This is a genomic window from Rhizobium sp. P2_G2 (assembly GCF_056403555.1).
Window position 1 is genome coordinate 17687 of the sequence record NZ_JBFUFF010000073.1, and the last position, 18805, is coordinate 36491.

The following is an 18805-nucleotide window of genomic DNA, read 5'->3' on the forward strand; positions in this document are numbered from 1 at the left end:
TCTGGAACGAATTTATGTCTCACCGGATACTTCGCGCCGGCGCCTATCGAGCTCCTCGCTGTAACGGCGCAGCGTGTAGCTCTCGGTCAACAGTCCTACGACCTTGCGCTCGATGATGCTGTCCAGGACCACTAGAGCGTCGCTTTCCGTCCTGTCGAAGATCGCCGCCGCCTGCTTCGCGTTCATCGGCGGCAACAGGTAATCGTTCTTGAAGCGCAAGAGATCGGAAAGGTTCGAAGCCTCCGCTTTATCGGAGGGCAAGGAGTAGGCGTCCGATACGATCACGAGTCCCACATATTTGTCGCCCTCATCGACGATGGCCACTCGTTGTGCCGAGCCCAGGGGAAACTCACGACGGAAGTCCGCAAGTGAAGTACTCAGGCGGGCTGTACGGACGTCGGGGCGCATGAGGCGGTCAACTGTCAGGTTCCTGATCCAGCCAACGTCATGGGCACTGCGGATGCTCTCCCCACGCAGATGGAAGCGCCAGGTAGCGAACGAGTAGCCGAAGGTGGTGCGGACGGTCAGTGATGCCGTGATGACCGCCGCCAGCACCAGCACGGTGATCGAGAAATTGCCAGTGATCTCGAGCGCAAGGAACGTCATGGTCATCGGTCCGCCGATGATCGAAACTGCAAGTGAGCTCATGCCGATGACGGCATAAATCGCCGGCGTCAGCGACGCTTGCCCAAACAGAAATGGGGCGGAATGCGCAAATAACTTGCCCATCAAAGCTCCTAGAAACAGCGAAGCGAAGAACAGCCCACCACGGAACCCCGACCCGATCGAGACGGCGGAAGCCGCTGATTTGAGGAGGATAATGGCCAGAAGCACCTGCACTGACACATTGTTCGCCAGGTTGACATAGAGCGCGCCATGGCCACCGGACAGGACCTGAGGCGTTTCCAGGGCCAGCACGCCGACAATGGCGCCGCCGATCAACGGGCGCAGCCACGGTGGAATCGTGCTTTTACGTGCCACCTCTTCAACGAAAGCTGTGCCCTGCATGATGAAAATGCCGATGCCGGCGCAGACTATGCCAAGGACAATGGCGGGGACGAAGTTGCTTGTGGAGACCAGTCCGAAATAGCCGACGTCGATCAGGAAGTCGCTGCCGCCGAGCTGCCGGGCCACGATTGTGGCGACCAGGGCGGAAACGACCACCGGGGTGAGGCTTACAATGGCGTATGTCCCGATAATTAACTCAAAAGCATAGAATGCGCCAGTGAGCGGGGCGCCGAACGCCGCAGCGATGGCGCCGGCGGCCCCGCAGCCGACCAGGATGCGCAAGTCGGACCGCCGCAGCTGTAAATATGACCCGATGAAGGATGCGAAGCCCGCTGCCAGCTGGGTATATCCCGCCTCGAGCCCAACGGAGCCGCCAAACCCATTGGAGACAATGTTCTGCACGACCACGATCACACTGTCCGTCAGCGACAATCGGCCGCCATGCAGGGCGTTGGCCTCGATCGGATCGACGATGGGCTTCTTATGCCGAACGGTCAAAACATAAAGGATGACACCGAGCAGCAGGCCTCCGGCCACTGGTGCGGCAAGCGCCACGGCGACGTCGAGTGTCGGCACCGCACTCAACCGTCCGGCACTAGAGATCCCGAAGACGACGCGGTGCAGCAACTGGGCGAGAAAGCTCATCACGGTGACGGCCAGCCCAGAGATCACCCCGATGACAGCTGCAATAATCACGAGGCCAGCTTCCGTTCGTCGGATCAGCGCCTTCAGCTTCGAGACGGCAATGCCAGACCAGGTCGTCAATGAACGGGTAAGCATGGGAGGGAACGTCATGTGGGCCGCGCTCGTGAGGTCAAACCGCACTTTGCCGCAATAATCAACGGCTGTCAGGCGGCTCTGCGACAAATCAATCTTCAAATCAGGTCAACAAAGCCATGATTGCCTTCAAAACCTGTCTGGAAGTGCCATTTTGAACAATTTCGTGCATCATGAATAACTTGATGCACCGCATGCAGTCTTGGCTATCCAATGTCTGAAACACCATTCCCCCGTCTCCATGCCGTCCTTCGCCGGGCACCTGTCCCGGTCGCCTGCCTGTTGTCCCTGGGCGCGACCGCGCCGCCGCAGCACCCGAGGAGTCCTGGCTATAGTTCGATCATCGATATGCGGGGCCGCCGCATCCGCATGGTTGGCCCGCATTACCTTCCCAGGCAGCGCCTCCATTTTCCTGGATTGCACCGGCCAGAAGGATCGCACGCCAATTCAGCCTTTTAGCGGGCGCTCTCAGCTGCCGCCGGCACACGACCCCGCCTCCAGCCGGTAACAGTTTTGCTCGGAGGTTTCCTGCCGTTTCCCGCGGCCGGGACGCCGGTGGTAGCCAGGCGCCGGCAGCGGCGCGGCATTGCGCAAGGCTTCCACGAAGAGGCCGCCCAGGACGGCAAGCGCAAACAGCGCAAAGACTAGGCGTTGCCCCCACCTTTCGGATGACATGCGAGTTCGCCAGCCCATACTCCCCCCTCAGCCATCAGGTGCCGAATCAGGACGAACTTAGACGCGTTGGCATCGCAACGCCATCATTCACACGGATCGACGGGAACAGCCTCCGGCGCCTGCGGTTTAGCAGATAGCGGATAAGAAGCCTGAGGACGCAATGATGAAAACCGCATCCGTCTATCGCATGGTCATGCCTGAACACGTCTGCCCCTACGGACTGAAGGCCAAATACCTTCTGGAGCATGAGGGCTACCGGGTTGAAGACCACTGGCTCAAGACCCGTGAGGACACAGATGCCTTCCAGCGCAAGCACGATGTCAAAACGACGCCTCAGGTGTTTATTGAGGGTCAGCGGGTCGGCGGCTATGACGAACTGAGAACGCGCTTCGGGCAGCATGTACTCAAGCCTAGTGACACCACCTACCGTCCGGTGATTGCCATCTTCGCGGTCGCTTTGCTGATGGCCGTAGCCATCAGCTGGGCAACCAGACACAGCATCTCACCCTTGCTCACTCTGGAGCGGTTCATCGCGGTGGCAATGTGCCTTCTTGGGGTGCAAAAACTCCAGGATGTCGAGAAATTCTCGACCATGTTCCTCAATTACGATCTGCTGGCGCGGCGATACGTGCCATATGGATACGTTTATCCCTTCGCCGAAACCTTGGCGGGCCTCCTCATGTTGTCAGGCAGCCTCATTTGGCTCTCCGCGCCGCTTTCGCTGATGATCGGGCTGATTGGAGCAGTCTCGGTCTTCAAGGCTGTCTATATCGATCACCGCGAACTCAAATGCGCCTGCGTCGGCGGCAACAACGCCGTGCCGCTTGGTCTCGTCTCACTGACCGAGGACCTGATGATGGTGGCCATGGCCATCTGGATGCCGCTGATGCACGGGTTCCGGTGATGAGCTGGGCGGTCCGCTCAACTTCCATCACGTATGGCCCGCTCAATTGCATCGATCTGCGCCTGAAAGCCCAGGATATCGGCGAGCTTTTCGGGCTGCCGGTCGGTTTCCGGCGTTTCGGCCCAGCTGGTGACCGCGGCTTAGCTCCGGCCGATATGCCCTATGCAAGGAAACCGAAAAATGTCCTTTCGCCTCGAAAGCACCGAGCAACCCAAGCACCTCATGGAAATCAGGGATTATCTTGTCGGGCTTCGCAGAAGGGTTTAACTTCGTCTAGCGTTTGTGGAATTGGTGCACCGCGATCCCGACCAGCCACAGAAGGATACCGAGAGCGAACACCAGCACGAAGAGAGGCCAGCCAAGTCCGAGTGCAAGCAGGGACATGGCCTTGTAGCGGTCGAACTGCTCGCGGTCTCTCCCAACACCCGTGGCAACAATGGCGGCAGCCCCAAGCAGCCAAAGGATAAAAAATGTTTGCACAACGTCCCCATGTGGCTTCTGCTGCTCGACATGTCAGAGGCGAGGGTGACAACAATGCTGTCGGTATTTGATCTGATTGCGATTCTTCTCGTTCTAACCGCTGCCTTCGCGTGGACCAACGTCAGGTTCGTACGGCTACCACATTCGATCGGCATGCTGGTCATCGGGCTGTTGGCGTCGCTCGCTCTGATCGTGGCCGAACTGCTGTTTCCCTCCCTGCGCCTGTACAACGAGCTGGTTGGTCTGCTGCGCCAGGTCGATTTCGAGCACGCGGTCTTGAATGGCATGCTGGCTTTTCTCCTATTCGCCGGCGCGCTGCATGTCGATTTTAACCTGCTGCGCAGCCGCATCTGGCCGGTGAGCCTAATGGCGAGCGCCGGCACACTCATTTCGACGCTGGTAGTCGGTTTAGGGCTTTGGCTGGGATCACTTATTCTGGGGCCCGCTATACCGCTCGTGTGGGCTCTGGTGTTCGGCGCCCTGATCAGCCCGACGGACCCGGTCGCTGTTCTGGCCATCCTCAAGACCATGAAGGTTCCGGCGTCGCTGGAGACCGACATGGCCGGTGAGGCCCTATTCAACGACGGCGTAGGTGTCGTGGTCTTCACCGCCTTGCTGATGCTGGCAGCGCCGACCGGCGGTACTCCGAGCATAGCGGACGTGACGGAACTTTTCTTCCTGGAAGCCGTCGGCGGAGGCATCCTCGGCTTCGTGGCGGGATACGTCGCCTACAGGGCGCTCAGGGCGATCGACGATTATCCAATTGAGGTTATGATCTCCATCGCCCTTGTAATGGGCTGCTATTCGCTGGCGTCGCTCCTCCACATGAGCGGCCCGATCGCTGTAGTCGTGGCTGGCCTTCTGGTTGGCAACCGCGGCCCACAAGACGCCCTGACCGATCTGACCCAGCGTTATCTCTTCGGATACTGGACACTTGTCGACCACACCTTAAATTCGATCCTGTTCCTGCTCATCGGCCTGGAAGTCCTGATTCTCCGTTTCGACGTCAAATTGCTCGGGCTGGCGACCGCCTGCATTCCGTTGGTGCTGTTCGGTCGGTTCCTCGCGACAGCCGCTCCGATTCTGGCGCTTCGGCGGTGGATCGACTTTGTCAACGGTTCCGTTGTGGTCCTGACTTGGGGAGGTTTGCGCGGCGGCATTTCGATCGCCTTGGCACTCTCCCTGCCGGAAACGCTGACAAAACCATTCCTTCTGGCCGCAACCTACCTCGTGGTGATCTTCACCATCATTGTCCAAGGGCTGACGCTTAAACGGGTGGCGTCCTTTCACCTGGAAACAACGGCTGCAGAAGGGAGTACTTAGGGCGTCCGTCCCTGCGTCGCGAGCAGAGCCCATCCACACCGCAGTTTTTTCGGCGCTGTCCGTAGTCATTTTGACGCAAGCTCTGAATCTCGCAAATATGTTGGAACCGGTGGGTGGCTCTTAAGGTTGGATAAATTTGCATGGGAAATAGCGTCGTGCGATATAATCCAGGCAACCGGCCCCTATCTTCATGGTTGGTTAAGCTGCTAGCTGCCCTCCTTTGTGTTATCGGCATTACCTTGGGCATTGGCGGCGGCTGGCTCGCAGGGCTGGGTGGGAGCTTGTACTACCTGTGTGCCGGGGTGTCGGTCCTGATCGCCGGCATCCTGCTTTTTAGCCGGCTGGCAGCAGGCGCCTGGCTCTATTTTGGGCTCTTCGCGCTGACGCTCGTGTGGTCATTTTGGGARGCCGGCCTCAACGCATGGGCGCTTGTCCCACGCTTGATCGGTGCGATCATCCTCCTCAGCCTTATTATCCTTGCGTTGCCCGTCCTGCGGCCGCGAACGTCATGGCCAAGAGCACTCTCGGCACTCGTAGCGGTCGTCCTTCTGGCTTTTGCCGGCGGATGGGCGGTGGTGCAACTATCGCCTGAAGCAGCAACTTTGCCGCTTCCTGACGCAGCTGCGAAAGTAATGATAGATCCTTCGCCGATGCAGGCGGGAGAGGATTGGCCTGCCTATGGCGGCAGCTACAGCGCTAGACGCTATTCACCCCTCAAGCAGATCACGCCTGAAAATGTCAGCAAGCTTGCGCGTGTTTGGCTGGCGCATACCGGTGACTTTCCCAGCAAAGCCGCCAAGGGAACATACGGCGCTGAAACGACGCCGCTCAAAGTGGGTAACACCCTCTATCTCTGCTCGGCCAAGGACATCATGATTGCGCTCGATCCGGCGACCGGCAAGGAAAAGTGGCGCTATGACCCCAAAGTGCCAGACAAAAACATTCCCTACACGGCAGCCTGCCGCGGGGTAGCCTATTACACGGTGCCGAATGCTACGGTGACGACCATTTGCCCCGAGCGCATCATCGAAGGCACCCTCGATGCCCGCTTGATCGCCGTCGACGCCAAAACGGGAGAACCGTGCAAAGATTTTGGCGGCAATGGTGCTGTCGATACCTCGGTGGGTATCGGGGAAACCGAACCGGGAATGTATTCAATCACTTCCGCGCCGACGGTCGTCAAAGGGGTGGTCGTCGTCGGCCACCAGGTCCTCGACGGACAGAAACGCAACGCGCCCTCGGGAGTGATCCTGGGATATGACGCTGTGACCGGCGCGCTTCGTTGGGCCTGGGATATGGCGCAGCCGGATGTGACCGGACTGCCGCCAGCCGGCAAGACTTATACCCGCGGCACACCGAATATGTGGACCACGGCATCGGGTGATGAGGAACTCGGCCTCGTCTATCTTCCCCTGGGTGTCTCGGCCGTCGACTATTGGAGCGGCAGCCGCTCGGAGCAGGAGAAGCAGTTCTCGACATCGCTCGTTGCCATCGACGTGACGACCGGGAAGCCCGTCTGGCATTTCCAGACCGTGCATAATGACGTCTGGGACTATGATCTGGGCTCGCAGGCAACATTGGTTGACTTCCCGTCCGGCGCCGGCAGGGTTCCCGCTCTTATTCTGCCCAGCAAACGCGGCGATATGTTCGTTCTGGACCGTCGCACCGGCAAGCCTCTGGTTAATGTCGAGGAACGTGAGGTGCCGCAAGGCGGCGTGGAGCCCAATCAGCGTGCCAAGACGCAACCTTTTTCGACATATCACACGCTCATGAAGCCGAACCTCACCGAGGCGATGATGTGGGGTATGTCTCCCATCGATCAGATGATCTGCCGCATACAGTTCAGGTTGGCCGACTATCGAGGCATCTTCACTCCGCCTCTGGCCGATCGGCATACGATCGAATATCCGGGATATAATGGTGGCTCGGACTGGGGCGGCATTGCCGTCGATCCGTTGCGAGGCGTCATCATCGCCAACTACAATGACATGCCCAACTACGTACGTCTTGTGCCTCGCAAGGAGGCCGACGAAAAAGGATGGGCGCCGAGAGATCAGACCCGGGGACAGATTGGCGGCGTTGAAGGCGCAGGCGATCCCCAAGCGGGGACACCTTACGCGGTCGACGTCAATGCCGGATGGCAGCTTCCGGGCACAGGTTTGCTCTGCAAACAGCCCCCTTATGGCGGCATCCGCGCCATCAACCTCAAGACGGGCAAGACGCTCTGGGATCGACCGTTGGGCGAGGCTCGCACGAACGGTCCTTTCGGCCTTCCGTCGATGCTCCCCTGGAATATCGGCACGCCAAACAACGGCGGCTCGATCGTGACAGCTGGCGGGCTGATCTTCATCGCCGCAGCAACCGACAATCTGATCCGTGCCATTGACATCAGGACCGGGAAAACCGTCTGGAGTGACGTGCTGCCTGCAGGCGGTCAGGCGACGCCCATGACCTACGAGGCCAATGGCAAGCAGTATGTCGTGATGATGACGGGCGGACACCATTTCATGAAGACGTCGGTCGGCGATCAGGTGATCGCCTACGCGCTGCCGTAGGCACACGTTTTAGAGCCGGCGTTCGCAGTGCACCGGCCACTACGATTGTTTGAACGGACGGAGAAGGTGGTTGCAATGAAAGTGGCAATCAACGGCGCCGGCATAGCCGGTCCGGCGCTCGCCTACTGGCTGCTTCAGTATGGTCATGAGCCGACGTTGATAGAAGCGGCCAGCGGCCTGCGCAGGGCCGGCTACATCATCGACTTCTGGGGCATCGGCTACGAGATCGCGGAGCGCATGGGGATCCTGCCCGAGGTGCGTCGTCACGGCTATCAGGTCCGTGAGGTACGCCTCGTTGACAGACACGGCGGCCAGGAAGGCGGCTTCGCCACCGACGTCTTCACGCGGACGCTGAACGGGCGATTTACCAGCATAAGGCGCTCCGACATCTCGGTCGCTATTTACACCGCGATCGAAGGACGGGTTGAGACAATGTTCGGTGACTCCGTTGCCGATCTTAGCCAGCATCCGAGCGGGATTCGCGTCGGTTTCAAGAGCGGGCAGGAGCGTGACTTCAAGCTGGTGATCGGCGCCGACGGACTGCATTCATCGGTTCGCAAGATTGCCTTTGGCGCCGACCAGCTGTTCGAGAAGTTCCTCGGCTACTATGTCGCCGCCTTCGAGGTTACGGGGTACCAGCCGCGTGACGAGCTCGTCTATGTCAGCCATACCGAGCCCGGGCGCCAGATCTCCCGGTTTTCGATGCGCGATGACCAGACGCTTTTTTTGTTCGTGTTTCGCGGCGAGTATCTCTCCGGCGAGATGCCCAAGGACGACGAAGGCCGCAAGTTCATGCTCGAACGCGTATTTGCGGGCACGGGCTGGGAAAGCAGGCAGATTCTCGATGCCATGAGCCGCACGAAAGAGATTTATTTCGATCGGGTGAGCCAGATAAAAATGCAAAAGTGGTCGAGCGGCAGGGTGGCTCTGGTCGGTGACGCTGCCGCCTGTGTCTCACTGCTCGCTGGGGAGGGGACCGGTCTGGCGATCACGGAAGCCTATGTGCTGGCGGGCGAAATCGCCCGCGCCGGAGGCAATTATGGTCAGGCATTTTCAAATTATGAGAAACAACTGATGTCGTTCGTGCAGCTGAAGCAGGCCGCCGCCGCGCAGTTCGCCTCAAGCTTCGCGCCGAAGACGGCATTCGGCGTCACCGTTCGCAATTGGGCCACCCGGCTGRTGGCGATTCCCGGCGTGGCCAACCTCCTGGTCGGACGCAGTTTGCGTGACGACATCACGCTGCCCGATTACCCCAACCTGTCGGGATCCTAGCAAGGTGCCGGAAGGGTGCCGGGCTCTGACCGGCAGCAACCAATCATATAAACTGACATGAGGAGGTCGGCCGCCGTAGATGGCCGTGACGCGATGTTTCCGACGTGGTTCCAGGTTTTATCTGTCGTCCTTCTCGTCACAGGCGGAGTCTCCGCCCTGGTGATCGTTGTGGATGTTATCAAGCATCCCCAGAAGATGGGCATTATGAACGTCGTCTGGCCGGTCACGGCCACATTCGGCACTCTGCTCGTGCTTTGGGCCTACTATCGCCATGGACGACCCACGGCCGGGAACCGGCCAAGATCAGACCAGGCAGAAAGCGGGTTCCCCGTCATGGTTGGCAAAGGCGCTCTTCATTGCGGAAGCGGCTGCGCCATCGGCGACGTACTTGCGGAATGGCTCGCTTTCGCATTTCCAGTCATCGCGGTTTGGCTTGGGTGGCACTGGATATTTCCGGAAAAGACCTTCGCGGTTTGGGTGCTTGATTTCGTCTTCGCATTCGCACTCGGGATTGTCTTTCAATATTTCGCGATCGTGCCGATGCGTCAGGTTTCACCCCGGGAAGGGCTGATTGCGGCGCTGAAGGCAGATACCCTATCGCTTGCCGCTTGGCAGGTCGGCATGTACGGCGCAATGGCCTTCTTCCAGTTTGACCTCTACCCTCACGCATTCGGCGTCAAGGCAGAGGTCGACAGCGTCGAGTTCTGGTTCACCATGCAGATCGCCATGACTGCGGGGTTTTTGACCAGCTATCCGGTCAACTGGTGGCTGATTTCTGCGGGGATCAAGGAACGCATGTGAAAGGCCGTAGAGCGGGCTGCAAGCCGCGTCAGCATACGCTCGCGGCTTGTCTGATTGCATGCTGCAACCCGATTAACGCCAGCAGCGATGGCGGTGGTGCCTCGGGCCGCACCAATACCAGTGGCGATGCCGGTGCGGTCTCACCACAAACTTAAAGGCTGCCGGCGGATACCAGAAGCCGTTGTGAAGACGGTATCCTGGCCTGCGGTAGCGGTATCCTCGGTGACCGTTCCAATAGCCGAGCTTAACGACGACCTTGGCTTGCTGGACGTCGGTGGTGCGTTCCACGTTCGGAGCGGCATTCGGCATGGCCTCGGCTGGCACGATTGCCGCCAACCCCAAAACCGTGCTCAACGCCACAACGATCATTGCCGGTGTGTTCATCTCTTTGCCTTTCTATGCGCCCTCTCCTATGAGCGTAATTTGATGCAGACCAAAAAAGTTCCATGTAAATTCAGATATATGGGCTTAGAGTAGGTCGCATGCTCGAAAGCGGCGGTCCGGAACTATGCTGCTGCTGTAAGGTTTGATTCACACGATCTCCGCCCGGTGTCCTTTCCTCTTGCCGGGTTTGCTCCGCCCGCTGCCTTACCCTGGGGCGCKGGCGTCTTTTTGGCCTCTGCAGGCGCCGACAACGCTGGAAAACGGAATGGGCCTGCTTTAAGCATTATCTGGCGTGTGCTGCGTGCGATGCGGGAAACCCCGAAATCGACGGAGACTTCGATCAACCTCTCAACAAGGGAGAGCGAACCATGTCTCCATCACGCTCAAAGGGCCGCATTCAGTCCACCTTTCGCAAATTTCTCGACAATGAGGCTTCGGCCGGTCTGGCGCTGATGGCGACAGCAGCACTTGCCCTGCTCGTGGCAAATTCGCCCCTGGCGCCAGCCTATCACGAGCTTCTGCGCATCCACGCAGGACCGCTCAGCATCCTGGACTGGATCAATGACGCGCTGATGGCGCTGTTCTTTCTCCTGGTCGGACTGGAGATCAAGCGCGAGATGCTGGATGGCCAGCTGGCGAGCTGGCCGCGCCGGCTTCTCCCCGGAGGCGCAGCCGTCGGTGGCATGCTGGTGCCGGCACTCATCTACACGCTCATCAACGCAGCCAGTCCGGCGACTGCGCACGGTTGGGCCATTCCCGCGGCCACGGACATTGCCTTCGCCCTGGGCGTCCTGTCGCTGCTCGGACCACGGGTCCCGGTGACGCTCAAGGTGTTTCTGGCCGCTTTGGCCATTATCGACGACCTGGGCGCGGTCCTGATCATCGCGATATTTTATACGCACGGCATCAACCTGGCCGCTCTCGGCGGCGCTGGGATCGTGTTTGTGCTGCTGGTGGCGCTGAACCGCCTGCGTGTCCAGAGACTGTTGCCCTACCTCGCGCTCGGCTCGGTGCTCTGGTTGCTGGTCCTGCTGTCCGGCGTTCATGCGACCATTGCCGGCGTTTTGCTGGCCATGACGATCCCGATCGCGCTGACTCCGGGAACCCCGGAAGCCAGTCCCAGCCGCTCGCCGCTTCACCGTCTCGAGCAGGCACTCCACCGGCCAGTCTCGTTCGGCATCGTGCCGTTGTTCGGCTTCGCCAATGCCGGTCTGACGTTTGCCGGGCTGGGCCTCGACGCATTCGGTGACCCCGTGACCCTGGGTGTTGGTCTGGGGCTTCTGGCTGGCAAGCTCATCGGTGTGTTCGGCGCCGTCGTGCTGATGGTGCGGCTGCGTTGGGTCGCTTTGCCGGCGGCCGCAAGCTGGCTTCAGACCTTCGGGGTTGCCATGCTGTGCGGGATTGGGTTTACCATGAGCTTGTTCGTCAGCCTGCTGGCGTTCCATGACCCGCACATCCAGGATCAGGCGAAGCTCGGCATTCTGATCGGCTCATGTTTGGCCGGTCTCGCCGGATATGCCGTTCTTTCAGTGGCCGAACGTCGCACCGCGATCGTGGTGAGCAGTTGATAATATGACGCCGGCAAGGTAGCTCAAGTTCATGAGCACGCGGAAAACCTTTCTTGATCCCGTCCTAGCGATGGTTTTCATCGTTCTCGCCGCCGCAGTTGTCATCGCGGCGGCTGTGCTCGCATTTGATCATTCAGCCGGACCTGTTCAGTCTTCAACCGAATTGACGACGGGGAGCTAAGGCGCATCCTGACCGCATTGACGTTATTCGGGAACTTAACCAGACTGCGTCGGTTGGAAGGCCATGAACGATACCGACAAAAAAGCAGGCCGCGGCATGCTGGCCTTTGTTCTTGCGATTTTCGCGATCGCACTGGTTCTGGCCCTGATCGCCACGGTCGCGATCCATCCAGGTTCTCCTGCGTCGCCCGGCATCAAAACCACCGCCAGCGAGCAGCTTTCCGGCACCGCGAACAAGAAACCATAGTCAAATTGGCGTGAAAGCAACGCTTCGCGGGCTGCTGTCCATGAGCGAAACCCTGTAGGGACGCCGATGGACGGCGACCCATAAAGCCCGCATTCAGGCTATCGCGCGTAAGGGGAAACGCACTGCCTGCGAGGACCGTGGTACGGCTGGAAGGTGTTGTCAGACGCCCGGTAGGACACATAGTGGTTCCTGCACCAGCGCACGTGGGCGCTACCGTGGCGCACGCCCGGCCTCACGACAATTCCCAGACTGAATGCAGCAGGTGGGTACCAGAACCCGTTGTAAAGACGGTATCCAGGCCTGTGGTAGCGATAGCCGTGGTGCCCACGCCACACGTGATACATGGCTCCATGATGGCGGTGGATGGTCACGTGGTGGTGTCGAGTCGCATGATGGCGCTTAAAGCCCCGCTTGCGCCACAGGCGCTTGTCGCGGTCTGTCTTGACGGTTTGGACATCGGTGATCGAGGGCGCAGCTCGCGTCGGCACCGGTATGGCGCCGGCAGGAAAGGCCGTGCCGACGGCAAGGGTGCTGCTCAAGGCGATGGCCATCCATGACATGGTCCATGTTTTCATCTTCTCGCTCCATTAAGTCCTTGATATAGGCCGGAACTGATAAGGAAGATGACACGTTCCAAAATTCACGGATTCGTGAACCCTACAGCGCTCCCAACGCTCGCCAGCGTTTGACCGAATTCGCCGCCATAAGCAAGCTTGCCTGGTGCGGCTACACCGTTGTCGCGTTCATACTCGATCTCGGTGTTGATCGGTGGTTCATCGGTCCACCATTGCATTGCACTCACTCTCTGGTACTTCAGTCTCTCGACAATTTGTCGAACTTGGTCTTTGGCCTTCGCTCGTGAGGCTATACTATTATGTCAGAGTTGTCGGCGGGAAGGTGACGTCCCGCCTGCATTGTCCTGGAGAGACAGAATGTGGGGAGATGCCACCGGTGAGGAGACCGCACTTTTCGACGACATTTTCCGTTCAATAGCCACGCAGGCGTGGTGCGGAAAGTCGCCGGCGGAAAAAGAATGGTTGGCGGCTCAGATCCTGGGCTTTTACCGGCGGGGCATCACGGATCCTATCGACCTGTGGTCGACTTGCAACCGCATGGCGCTGTCGCGGTTTTCCCCAGCCCTCCGATAGACAACGACGAATGTTGCAAGCAGTAATTTGAATATTATGGGCGAACTATTCGCGAGGGCGTTGGTGCGGGAATCGTTAATCGGGTCTAAGTAGTTGCTGGCCCAGGCCCAGATTGGGGCCTCCACGATGCYTTTCAAGCACAATGCCTCCCGCCGCTACGGTATTGGCAAGATGATGTTCACGCTCATGACTTGGCCGGAATACGAGGCAGGCCTTCGTCGGGGCGGAAGCCGGACACTTTGGATGACGGCGTAGGCATTGTCGTCTCGGCAGGCGCCGAAGCGGAAGACGAGCGGTGGCCAACCCCGCTATTCCGATCTGGCGATCCGCTTGACGCTGGGGCGGTGTTCGGCCTGAGGTTGTGCCAGACGGAGGGTTTTCTCGCGTCTGTGTTACGGTGCTGAACCTGGATCTCGCCGTTCCCGATCAGACGACCCTGTGCCGTCGGGCAAGCAAGCAAGCGACGATCGACGAACGGGCGGCACGATGATCGTGGTCATATTTCGAAGAAGGGGCCCATCCAAGTTCTCATCGACAGCACAGGCTTGCAGTTTTGCGGCGCGGGCCGATGGCTCGAAGAAAAAGCACGGTGCCAAATCCGGTCGCAACTGGCGAAAGCTGCACCTGGTGTTGATTTTCGCCTCGATTTGAGCCGTATTTCTGCTTCGCGCGGATCCACGTCGCCACCCTCAAAGGCTCGCGACACATGACAAATTGGGCGAACTGCTGGTCGGCGAGAAACGGCAAAGTGGATCAATTCGTGCTGGAAACCAACAATGCGAGTTCTGTTCGGCTGTCGGCGGCGCTTACGCCGGATCGCGTCCCGTTTCGGCTTGCTCGCGCAATGCGGCGAGTTTGATTGGCTCTGGGATTGCAACGCTGCGCCGGGTCCGCACGTCGAAATACACTGAGGTAATGTCCATCGCAGCGGCGACCTCGCCCGATTGATTTCTCAACTCGTGGAACAAGTTCATTGAGCTTTCTCCAACCTTGAGGATGCGCGTGTCGATGTGGAAGCTGTCCCCGGCGAACAACTCCTTATGGAATGTGGTTAGGTGGCGGACGTCCGCCCAGCCCTCGCCATGGTCCTTGATGTCGCTCGCGCGGTATCCCAATGTGGACATGAAGCACCACGTGGCCTGGTCAAACGCCTCGGCGTAATGTTGGGCTGAGAAATGGCCCATGATGTCCGTCTGGTCGGGCTTTACACTTCCGAAATACGAGATCATTTGCCCCCAACAGTCCAGTGTGCGTTGACCGCATCCATTGAGGACGAATGCGGTCAACCTGACGTGCTCAAGAAACTCCTGCATCACGTTCCAGGAAGGCTGCCTTCGGGTAAAGGGCGCTTCTCACATTGAATGATGCAGAAACGGCAATTGTCGGCGTCTATCTATTCAAAAGCTTGGCAATAATAGACTGAACTGGATGTTGCAAAAATGCACAATGTGTGTTTTGAAAGTCCGAGGAATCTTCGCTGTGATACTAGGCACAAAGTTCCATAAGATAGATTATGCGATTTTCTTTATCATTATCAATAACTTAACTGACGCGGCGCCCAACATGCCGGTTGACACTATGTTCGTGCTCCGTCGGAATTCTCCGGAGAATTCACCCCTTGCGGGCTTCGCCAACGTAACCTCATCGGCGGCTGGGGCTTGCGGGCGGTATGCCGGAATCGCAGGACGATAATCTCGGTTTCGGTGACACGATAGAAGATCACGTATGGATAGGGTTTCAGCACCACGCGTCGCACTCCAGGACGGTTTGTCCGCTGTCCGGCTTTAGGGTGATCGAGGACAAGATTGACGGCGACGACAATCCGCTCGTTGATGCGCGCAGCCCCCTGAGGCGAACGCTCTCGTACATAATCGAGCGCCTCGTCGATCTGAAGAAGCGCGGTTCGGGTATAACGGAGCTTCACAGCCGATATTTTGCGAAGACGGCGGCCACCTCTGCGTCGGTGGCAATCTCGCCCCGCTCGATTTCGGCCTCGGCAGTATCAAGGTCTGCCTCTTCCTCAGGCGTGAGCTGATAGACGGAGTCTTCCTCGCCGGCGAGGCGGAGAAGGACGCGGGCAAAATCGTCCTGCGCCTCCGGAGGGAGGGAGCGGACCCGTTCAATGGCGTGTTCCAACAGTTCGGTCATGACGGCATTATGCACAAATTCGCATGAACATGGAAGATAGTCGTGGATGCCGGTGCGAATGGGTTCTCGTCCAAGGTCTCAATGCAAATCAACATTCCTAAGGCCGTCATTGAACATGAAAGAAGAGAATACTCTGTAGATGTATGCGCTGCAACGGGCGCATATTTCTCGTCATGACTATACGAGAGATACTTGCGTCAAACCTTCGAGCCTTGCGGCATGCAAGAGGCCTTTCCAAAGAGGAGCTTGCTCACCGGGCCAATATCCATCGCACCTATGTCAGCTCGCTGGAGCGCTGCCAATATGGCGCAACCATCGATATGGTAGATAGTCTTGCGGGGATCCTCGGAGTGCAAGCCGCCGATCTTCTCAACGTCGAGACGGCGAAGCGAACCGTAGCTACAAAACCTCCTGCTCGACCAGAAAAGATCGAGACCGGCCAGGATTCTTCATAATCTTGATTCCGCTGCCGCCGCGTCAACTAAAGTCTCAAAAGGCCAACGCCAGCGGAGATTTCGATATCGGTACCGAGCTTCGCGGAGTGCTCCCGAAACCGGTGCAGGATCCGCTCGCCGTCGGCCGCACCTGCAAGTTCGGGGGCAAGACGTTGTTCCAGATCATCACTGTCCGGCGTTTCGCTGCCGCCGATGACGACCGGATGGAAGGACATGTCGGCCACGTTGCCATTCTCGTCGAACGAACATAGGCCAATTACACTTTCCCACACCTCCGACGCCCTCCATGGTGATTTCTCGGCTTTCACATGGAAGATGAAGTTGCCCAAGCTGTAGAAGATGGGGCGCTGTCGATAGATTTCGACGGGCTGGAGCACGGGCGCGCCGTGGCTGACGAACATGGACGCGCCGGCATCGATGCATTTTTTTGCAACGGCATCGACCCACTCCGGAACTTGATACCAGTCCGATGCCCAGTGGTGGTGATGCACGTAGGCTATGACGAGATGCCCCTCCTCTGCCGCAGACGTGATCGCGGCGAGGTTTCGCGCCATGTCGACCGCATCGACTTTGACATTTCGGCCGCATCTGTCGGAGCGCCTGAAAATCGCCCGGGCGATGCTGATTTCGGTTTCAGGGTCTACACGTGGCGCGTCGTCCGGTTGGCTGTCATTGGCGAGGTCCATCGTCGTGTAGCCAACCTTGTCACGAACGGCACGCAACTGTTCGAACGTGTCGCTGTCGACATCGATCACCTTGCTCAACCTCAGCCGGTTCACGCCCGGACGCTCGGGTAGCCCATTGGCGGCGTCCGCTGCGTACATGAAATCGGGTCCGGGTCCTCCATCCATCGCGACGAGGGCCACCTTCCTGCCACCGAACGAACCTTTGGCGGCACGAGCCGCTGCAGTATGGTTGCGCCCGATGCCGGCATGCAGGAAGCCGCGCCTGTCTGCCTCTTCAAGGGTCGAAAGAACCCCGGCAGGACCGAGATCGAAAGCGTGATTGTTCGACAGCGAAAGCGCCTGGAATCCCAGTGCTTGTAGCGTGTCGAGAACGACTGGCTGGCTGCATCCGAAGAACGAGCCCTTGAGCGGCCATCCGCCATGACTTCCTTGGATCGTGCTTTCAAAGTTGGTGAATGCAAGATCGGCCCGGCCCAGCACCTCCCGTGCGGCCTGAAAGCCTGGCGTGTCAATGCCGCGAATATCGTGCTTGATGAGAGATTGCCCGGTTACGGCGGTTGTGAACATAGTTGTCATGACGGACCTTCCTTCGCTGCGAATGAGCGCTCGCGTGGCTGTGGATGAAGTTGAACGAATTCCTGGAAGCCGACTGTCTGCCGGTCCCCGCCGCACGCGCTGCGGTCAGTGCGTGAACCGCCGCGGGCGTGCATCAATGAGGCTTCGCGTGTAGGGATTCTGGGAGTGTGCGAAGATGAACTCCGAAGCGCCTGCGTCTTCCACCCTGCCATCCCTAAAAATGTAGATCGAACTGCAGAGCTCTTGCACGAGAGCGAGATCGTGCGAAATGAAGAGCATCGATATCCCCTGCTCCGCCACATTCTCCTTCAGAAGCGTGACGATCTCCGCCTGCACGGACACGTCGAGCGCCGACGTGGGTTCGTCGGCGACGATAATCCTCGGGTTGGCGAGGAGGGCGCGCGCGATGCAGATACGCTGCTTCTGTCCACCCGAGAGTTGATGCGGATACCGGGCAAGGRGACCTCGTGCCAGCCCGAGCCGATCCATCATCGCGGCAATATCTGGTCGTTTGTCCTGCGCTCCAGGAGCGCCGAACCTGACGCTTTCCTGCAACGTCTCGCCGACCGGCATTCGGGGATTCAAGGATGCCGCCGGGTCCTGGAAAATCATCTGGATCTGGCCGAGCAGCCCGCTGCGGCGGCCGACAAGAGAAATGTCGAAACACGTCCCATCGATATCGAGCTTTCCCTGGCTGGCCGTTTCCAGACCGGCGATGATCCGACCGATCGTGCTCTTGCCGCTGCCGCTTTCGCCGACAATCCCTGTCACTTCGCCACGGCGCATTTGAACGGACACATCCTGCAGCGCAGATTTCCTGGTCTTCCTGCGAAAAAACGGTAGCTCCTGCCCTGCAAAGGTCTTCGTGACGCCATGAGCGATGAGGATCGGCGGCGCTGAATCGGATTCCATTGTCGCGTCTTCCAAGCGACGATTGCCGAAGTTCTCGACGGTCTCTCCCGGTCCGGCGGACCTGTGAATCTTGAGCACAGGCACTGCGGCGAGAAGGCTGCGCGTGTAGTTCTGGCATGGCGCGTCTAGGATCGCCGATGTGGCGCCCTGCTCGACGATCTCCCCATGTTTCATAACCACGACCCTGTCGGTGATCTCCGAGATCACGCCCATGTCGTGTGTGACGAGAATGACCGACACGCGCGTCTCATTCACAAGGTCACGCAAAAGGCCTAGAATCTGTTTCTGAACCGTGGCGTCGAGGGCCGACGTCGGTTCATCCGCGACGATGATGTCCGGTGTCCCGGCAAGCGCGATCGCGATGACGATCCGCTGGCGCTGACCGCCGGAGAACTGGTGCGGGTAGTTGGCATATCGTTCGCCGGGATCCGGAATGCCGACGCGGCTCAGCAGCTCGATTGCGCGTGTGCGTGCCTGCCTGCTCGATAGTCCGCTGGTGGCCTGAACAGTTTCTTCGATCTGGGCGCCGACGGTCATCAACGGATCAAGCGAGGCGGTGTGATCCTGGAATATCGCGGATATCCTGCGTCCCCTCATGGCAGCCCGTTGCCGTTCGTCCATGTCATCGAGCGACGTCCCATCGAATTGGATCGTACCGGCCGTGCGTTCGAATTCGGGCGGCAGAAACCCGAGAATCGCGTTGCCG

The 18805-nt window shown here is 59.1% G+C and carries 19 protein-coding genes and 1 pseudogene; 11 read left to right on the plus strand and 9 right to left on the minus strand.

The annotated features are described in order from the left end of the window. Window positions 1–12: 12 nt before the first annotated feature. Window positions 13–1803, minus strand: a complete 1791-nt coding sequence (locus AC1D06_RS31460) for a chloride channel protein (RefSeq protein ID WP_477989857.1) — start codon at window positions 1801–1803, stop codon at window positions 13–15. 450 nt (window positions 1804–2253) lie between these two features. Continuing rightward, window positions 2254–2460, minus strand: a complete 207-nt coding sequence (locus tag AC1D06_RS31465; RefSeq protein ID WP_477989841.1) for a hypothetical protein — start codon at window positions 2458–2460, stop codon at window positions 2254–2256. A 163-nt stretch (window positions 2461–2623) separates the two neighbouring features. Here AC1D06_RS31465 and AC1D06_RS31470 point away from each other — a divergent pair, with 163 nt between their 5' ends. Beyond that, window positions 2624–3364: a MauE/DoxX family redox-associated membrane protein gene (locus tag AC1D06_RS31470; protein WP_477989842.1), complete on the plus strand. Its 741-nt coding sequence runs from the start codon at window positions 2624–2626 to the stop codon at window positions 3362–3364. Window positions 3365–3637: 273 nt separating this feature from the next. On the opposite strand, the gene AC1D06_RS31475 is transcribed toward AC1D06_RS31470, so the two are convergent. Continuing rightward, entirely contained in the window at window positions 3638–3844 is a 207-nt protein-coding gene (locus AC1D06_RS31475; RefSeq protein ID WP_477989843.1) for a hypothetical protein, read from the minus strand. 54 nt (window positions 3845–3898) lie between these two features. Here AC1D06_RS31475 and AC1D06_RS31480 point away from each other — a divergent pair, with 54 nt between their 5' ends. The 7 genes from AC1D06_RS31480 (at window position 3899) to AC1D06_RS31510 (ending at window position 12174) form a co-directional block, all read left to right on the plus strand. Beyond that, window positions 3899–5167, plus strand: coding sequence for a cation:proton antiporter (locus AC1D06_RS31480; protein ID WP_477989844.1), 1269 nt, complete (start codon window positions 3899–3901; stop codon window positions 5165–5167). Between the two features lie 140 nt (window positions 5168–5307). Then, on the plus strand, window positions 5308–7722 hold the full coding sequence (locus AC1D06_RS31485) for a membrane-bound PQQ-dependent dehydrogenase, glucose/quinate/shikimate family (protein WP_477989845.1): 2415 nt from the start codon (window positions 5308–5310) through the stop codon (window positions 7720–7722). 75 nt (window positions 7723–7797) lie between these two features. Next, the gene (locus AC1D06_RS31490) at window positions 7798–8994 is read left to right on the plus strand and encodes an FAD-binding domain (protein ID WP_477989846.1); all 1197 of its coding nucleotides are present in this window, start codon (window positions 7798–7800) and stop codon (window positions 8992–8994) included. Window positions 8995–9087: 93 nt separating this feature from the next. Continuing rightward, on the plus strand, window positions 9088–9795 hold the full coding sequence (locus AC1D06_RS31495; protein ID WP_477989847.1) for a DUF4396 domain-containing protein: 708 nt from the start codon (window positions 9088–9090) through the stop codon (window positions 9793–9795). A gap of 277 nt (window positions 9796–10072) precedes the next feature. Next, on the plus strand, window positions 10073–10222 hold the full coding sequence (locus AC1D06_RS31500; RefSeq protein ID WP_477989848.1) for a hypothetical protein: 150 nt from the start codon (window positions 10073–10075) through the stop codon (window positions 10220–10222). Window positions 10223–10547: 325 nt separating this feature from the next. Next, window positions 10548–11747 (plus strand): Na+/H+ antiporter NhaA, encoded by a 1200-nt coding sequence (gene nhaA / locus AC1D06_RS31505; protein ID WP_477989849.1) that lies wholly within the window; start codon window positions 10548–10550, stop codon window positions 11745–11747. A gap of 244 nt (window positions 11748–11991) precedes the next feature. Continuing rightward, the gene (locus AC1D06_RS31510) at window positions 11992–12174 is read left to right on the plus strand and encodes a hypothetical protein (RefSeq protein ID WP_477989850.1); all 183 of its coding nucleotides are present in this window, start codon (window positions 11992–11994) and stop codon (window positions 12172–12174) included. 98 nt (window positions 12175–12272) lie between these two features. Here the strand turns inward: AC1D06_RS31510 and AC1D06_RS31515 are convergent, their stop codons facing one another. After that, complete coding sequence (locus tag AC1D06_RS31515; RefSeq protein ID WP_477989858.1) at window positions 12273–12518, minus strand: BA14K family protein; 246 nt, start codon at window positions 12516–12518, stop codon at window positions 12273–12275. Window positions 12519–12615: 97 nt separating this feature from the next. Between AC1D06_RS31515 and AC1D06_RS31520 the strand changes: the two genes are divergently transcribed. Next, entirely contained in the window at window positions 12616–12765 is a 150-nt protein-coding gene (locus tag AC1D06_RS31520) for a hypothetical protein (protein WP_477989860.1), read from the plus strand. A 683-nt stretch (window positions 12766–13448) separates the two neighbouring features. Continuing rightward, window positions 13449–13955 (plus strand): annotated as a pseudogene (locus tag AC1D06_RS31525) (transposase); the annotation flags it as partial. A gap of 173 nt (window positions 13956–14128) precedes the next feature. On the opposite strand, the gene AC1D06_RS31530 reads toward AC1D06_RS31525, so the two are convergent. The 3 genes from AC1D06_RS31530 to AC1D06_RS31540 all read right to left on the minus strand — a co-directional run bounded on the left by AC1D06_RS31530 (window position 14129) and on the right by AC1D06_RS31540 (window position 15470). Next, on the minus strand, window positions 14129–14635 hold the full coding sequence (locus AC1D06_RS31530) for an acyl-CoA thioesterase (RefSeq protein WP_477989851.1): 507 nt from the start codon (window positions 14633–14635) through the stop codon (window positions 14129–14131). A 263-nt stretch (window positions 14636–14898) separates the two neighbouring features. After that, window positions 14899–15246 carry a type II toxin-antitoxin system RelE/ParE family toxin gene (locus tag AC1D06_RS31535; protein WP_477989852.1) on the minus strand — a complete coding sequence of 116 codons (348 nt, stop codon included), beginning with the start codon at window positions 15244–15246 and terminating at the stop codon, window positions 14899–14901. Then, window positions 15243–15470 carry a hypothetical protein gene (locus AC1D06_RS31540; RefSeq protein ID WP_477989853.1) on the minus strand — a complete coding sequence of 76 codons (228 nt, stop codon included), beginning with the start codon at window positions 15468–15470 and terminating at the stop codon, window positions 15243–15245. The genes AC1D06_RS31535 and AC1D06_RS31540 overlap by 4 nt, the downstream gene beginning before the upstream one ends. Window positions 15471–15643: 173 nt before the next feature. Here AC1D06_RS31540 and AC1D06_RS31545 point away from each other — a divergent pair, with 173 nt between their 5' ends. Continuing rightward, window positions 15644–15925, plus strand: a complete 282-nt coding sequence (locus AC1D06_RS31545) for a helix-turn-helix domain-containing protein (RefSeq protein ID WP_477989854.1) — start codon at window positions 15644–15646, stop codon at window positions 15923–15925. 26 nt (window positions 15926–15951) lie between these two features. Here AC1D06_RS31545 and AC1D06_RS31550 read toward each other — a convergent pair whose 3' ends face one another. Beyond that, complete coding sequence (locus AC1D06_RS31550; RefSeq protein ID WP_477989859.1) at window positions 15952–17187, minus strand: CapA family protein; 1236 nt, start codon at window positions 17185–17187, stop codon at window positions 15952–15954. A gap of 105 nt (window positions 17188–17292) precedes the next feature. After that, a partial coding sequence (locus AC1D06_RS31555) for a dipeptide ABC transporter ATP-binding protein (protein WP_477989855.1) occupies window positions 17293–18805 on the minus strand: 1513 nt, incomplete at its 5' end.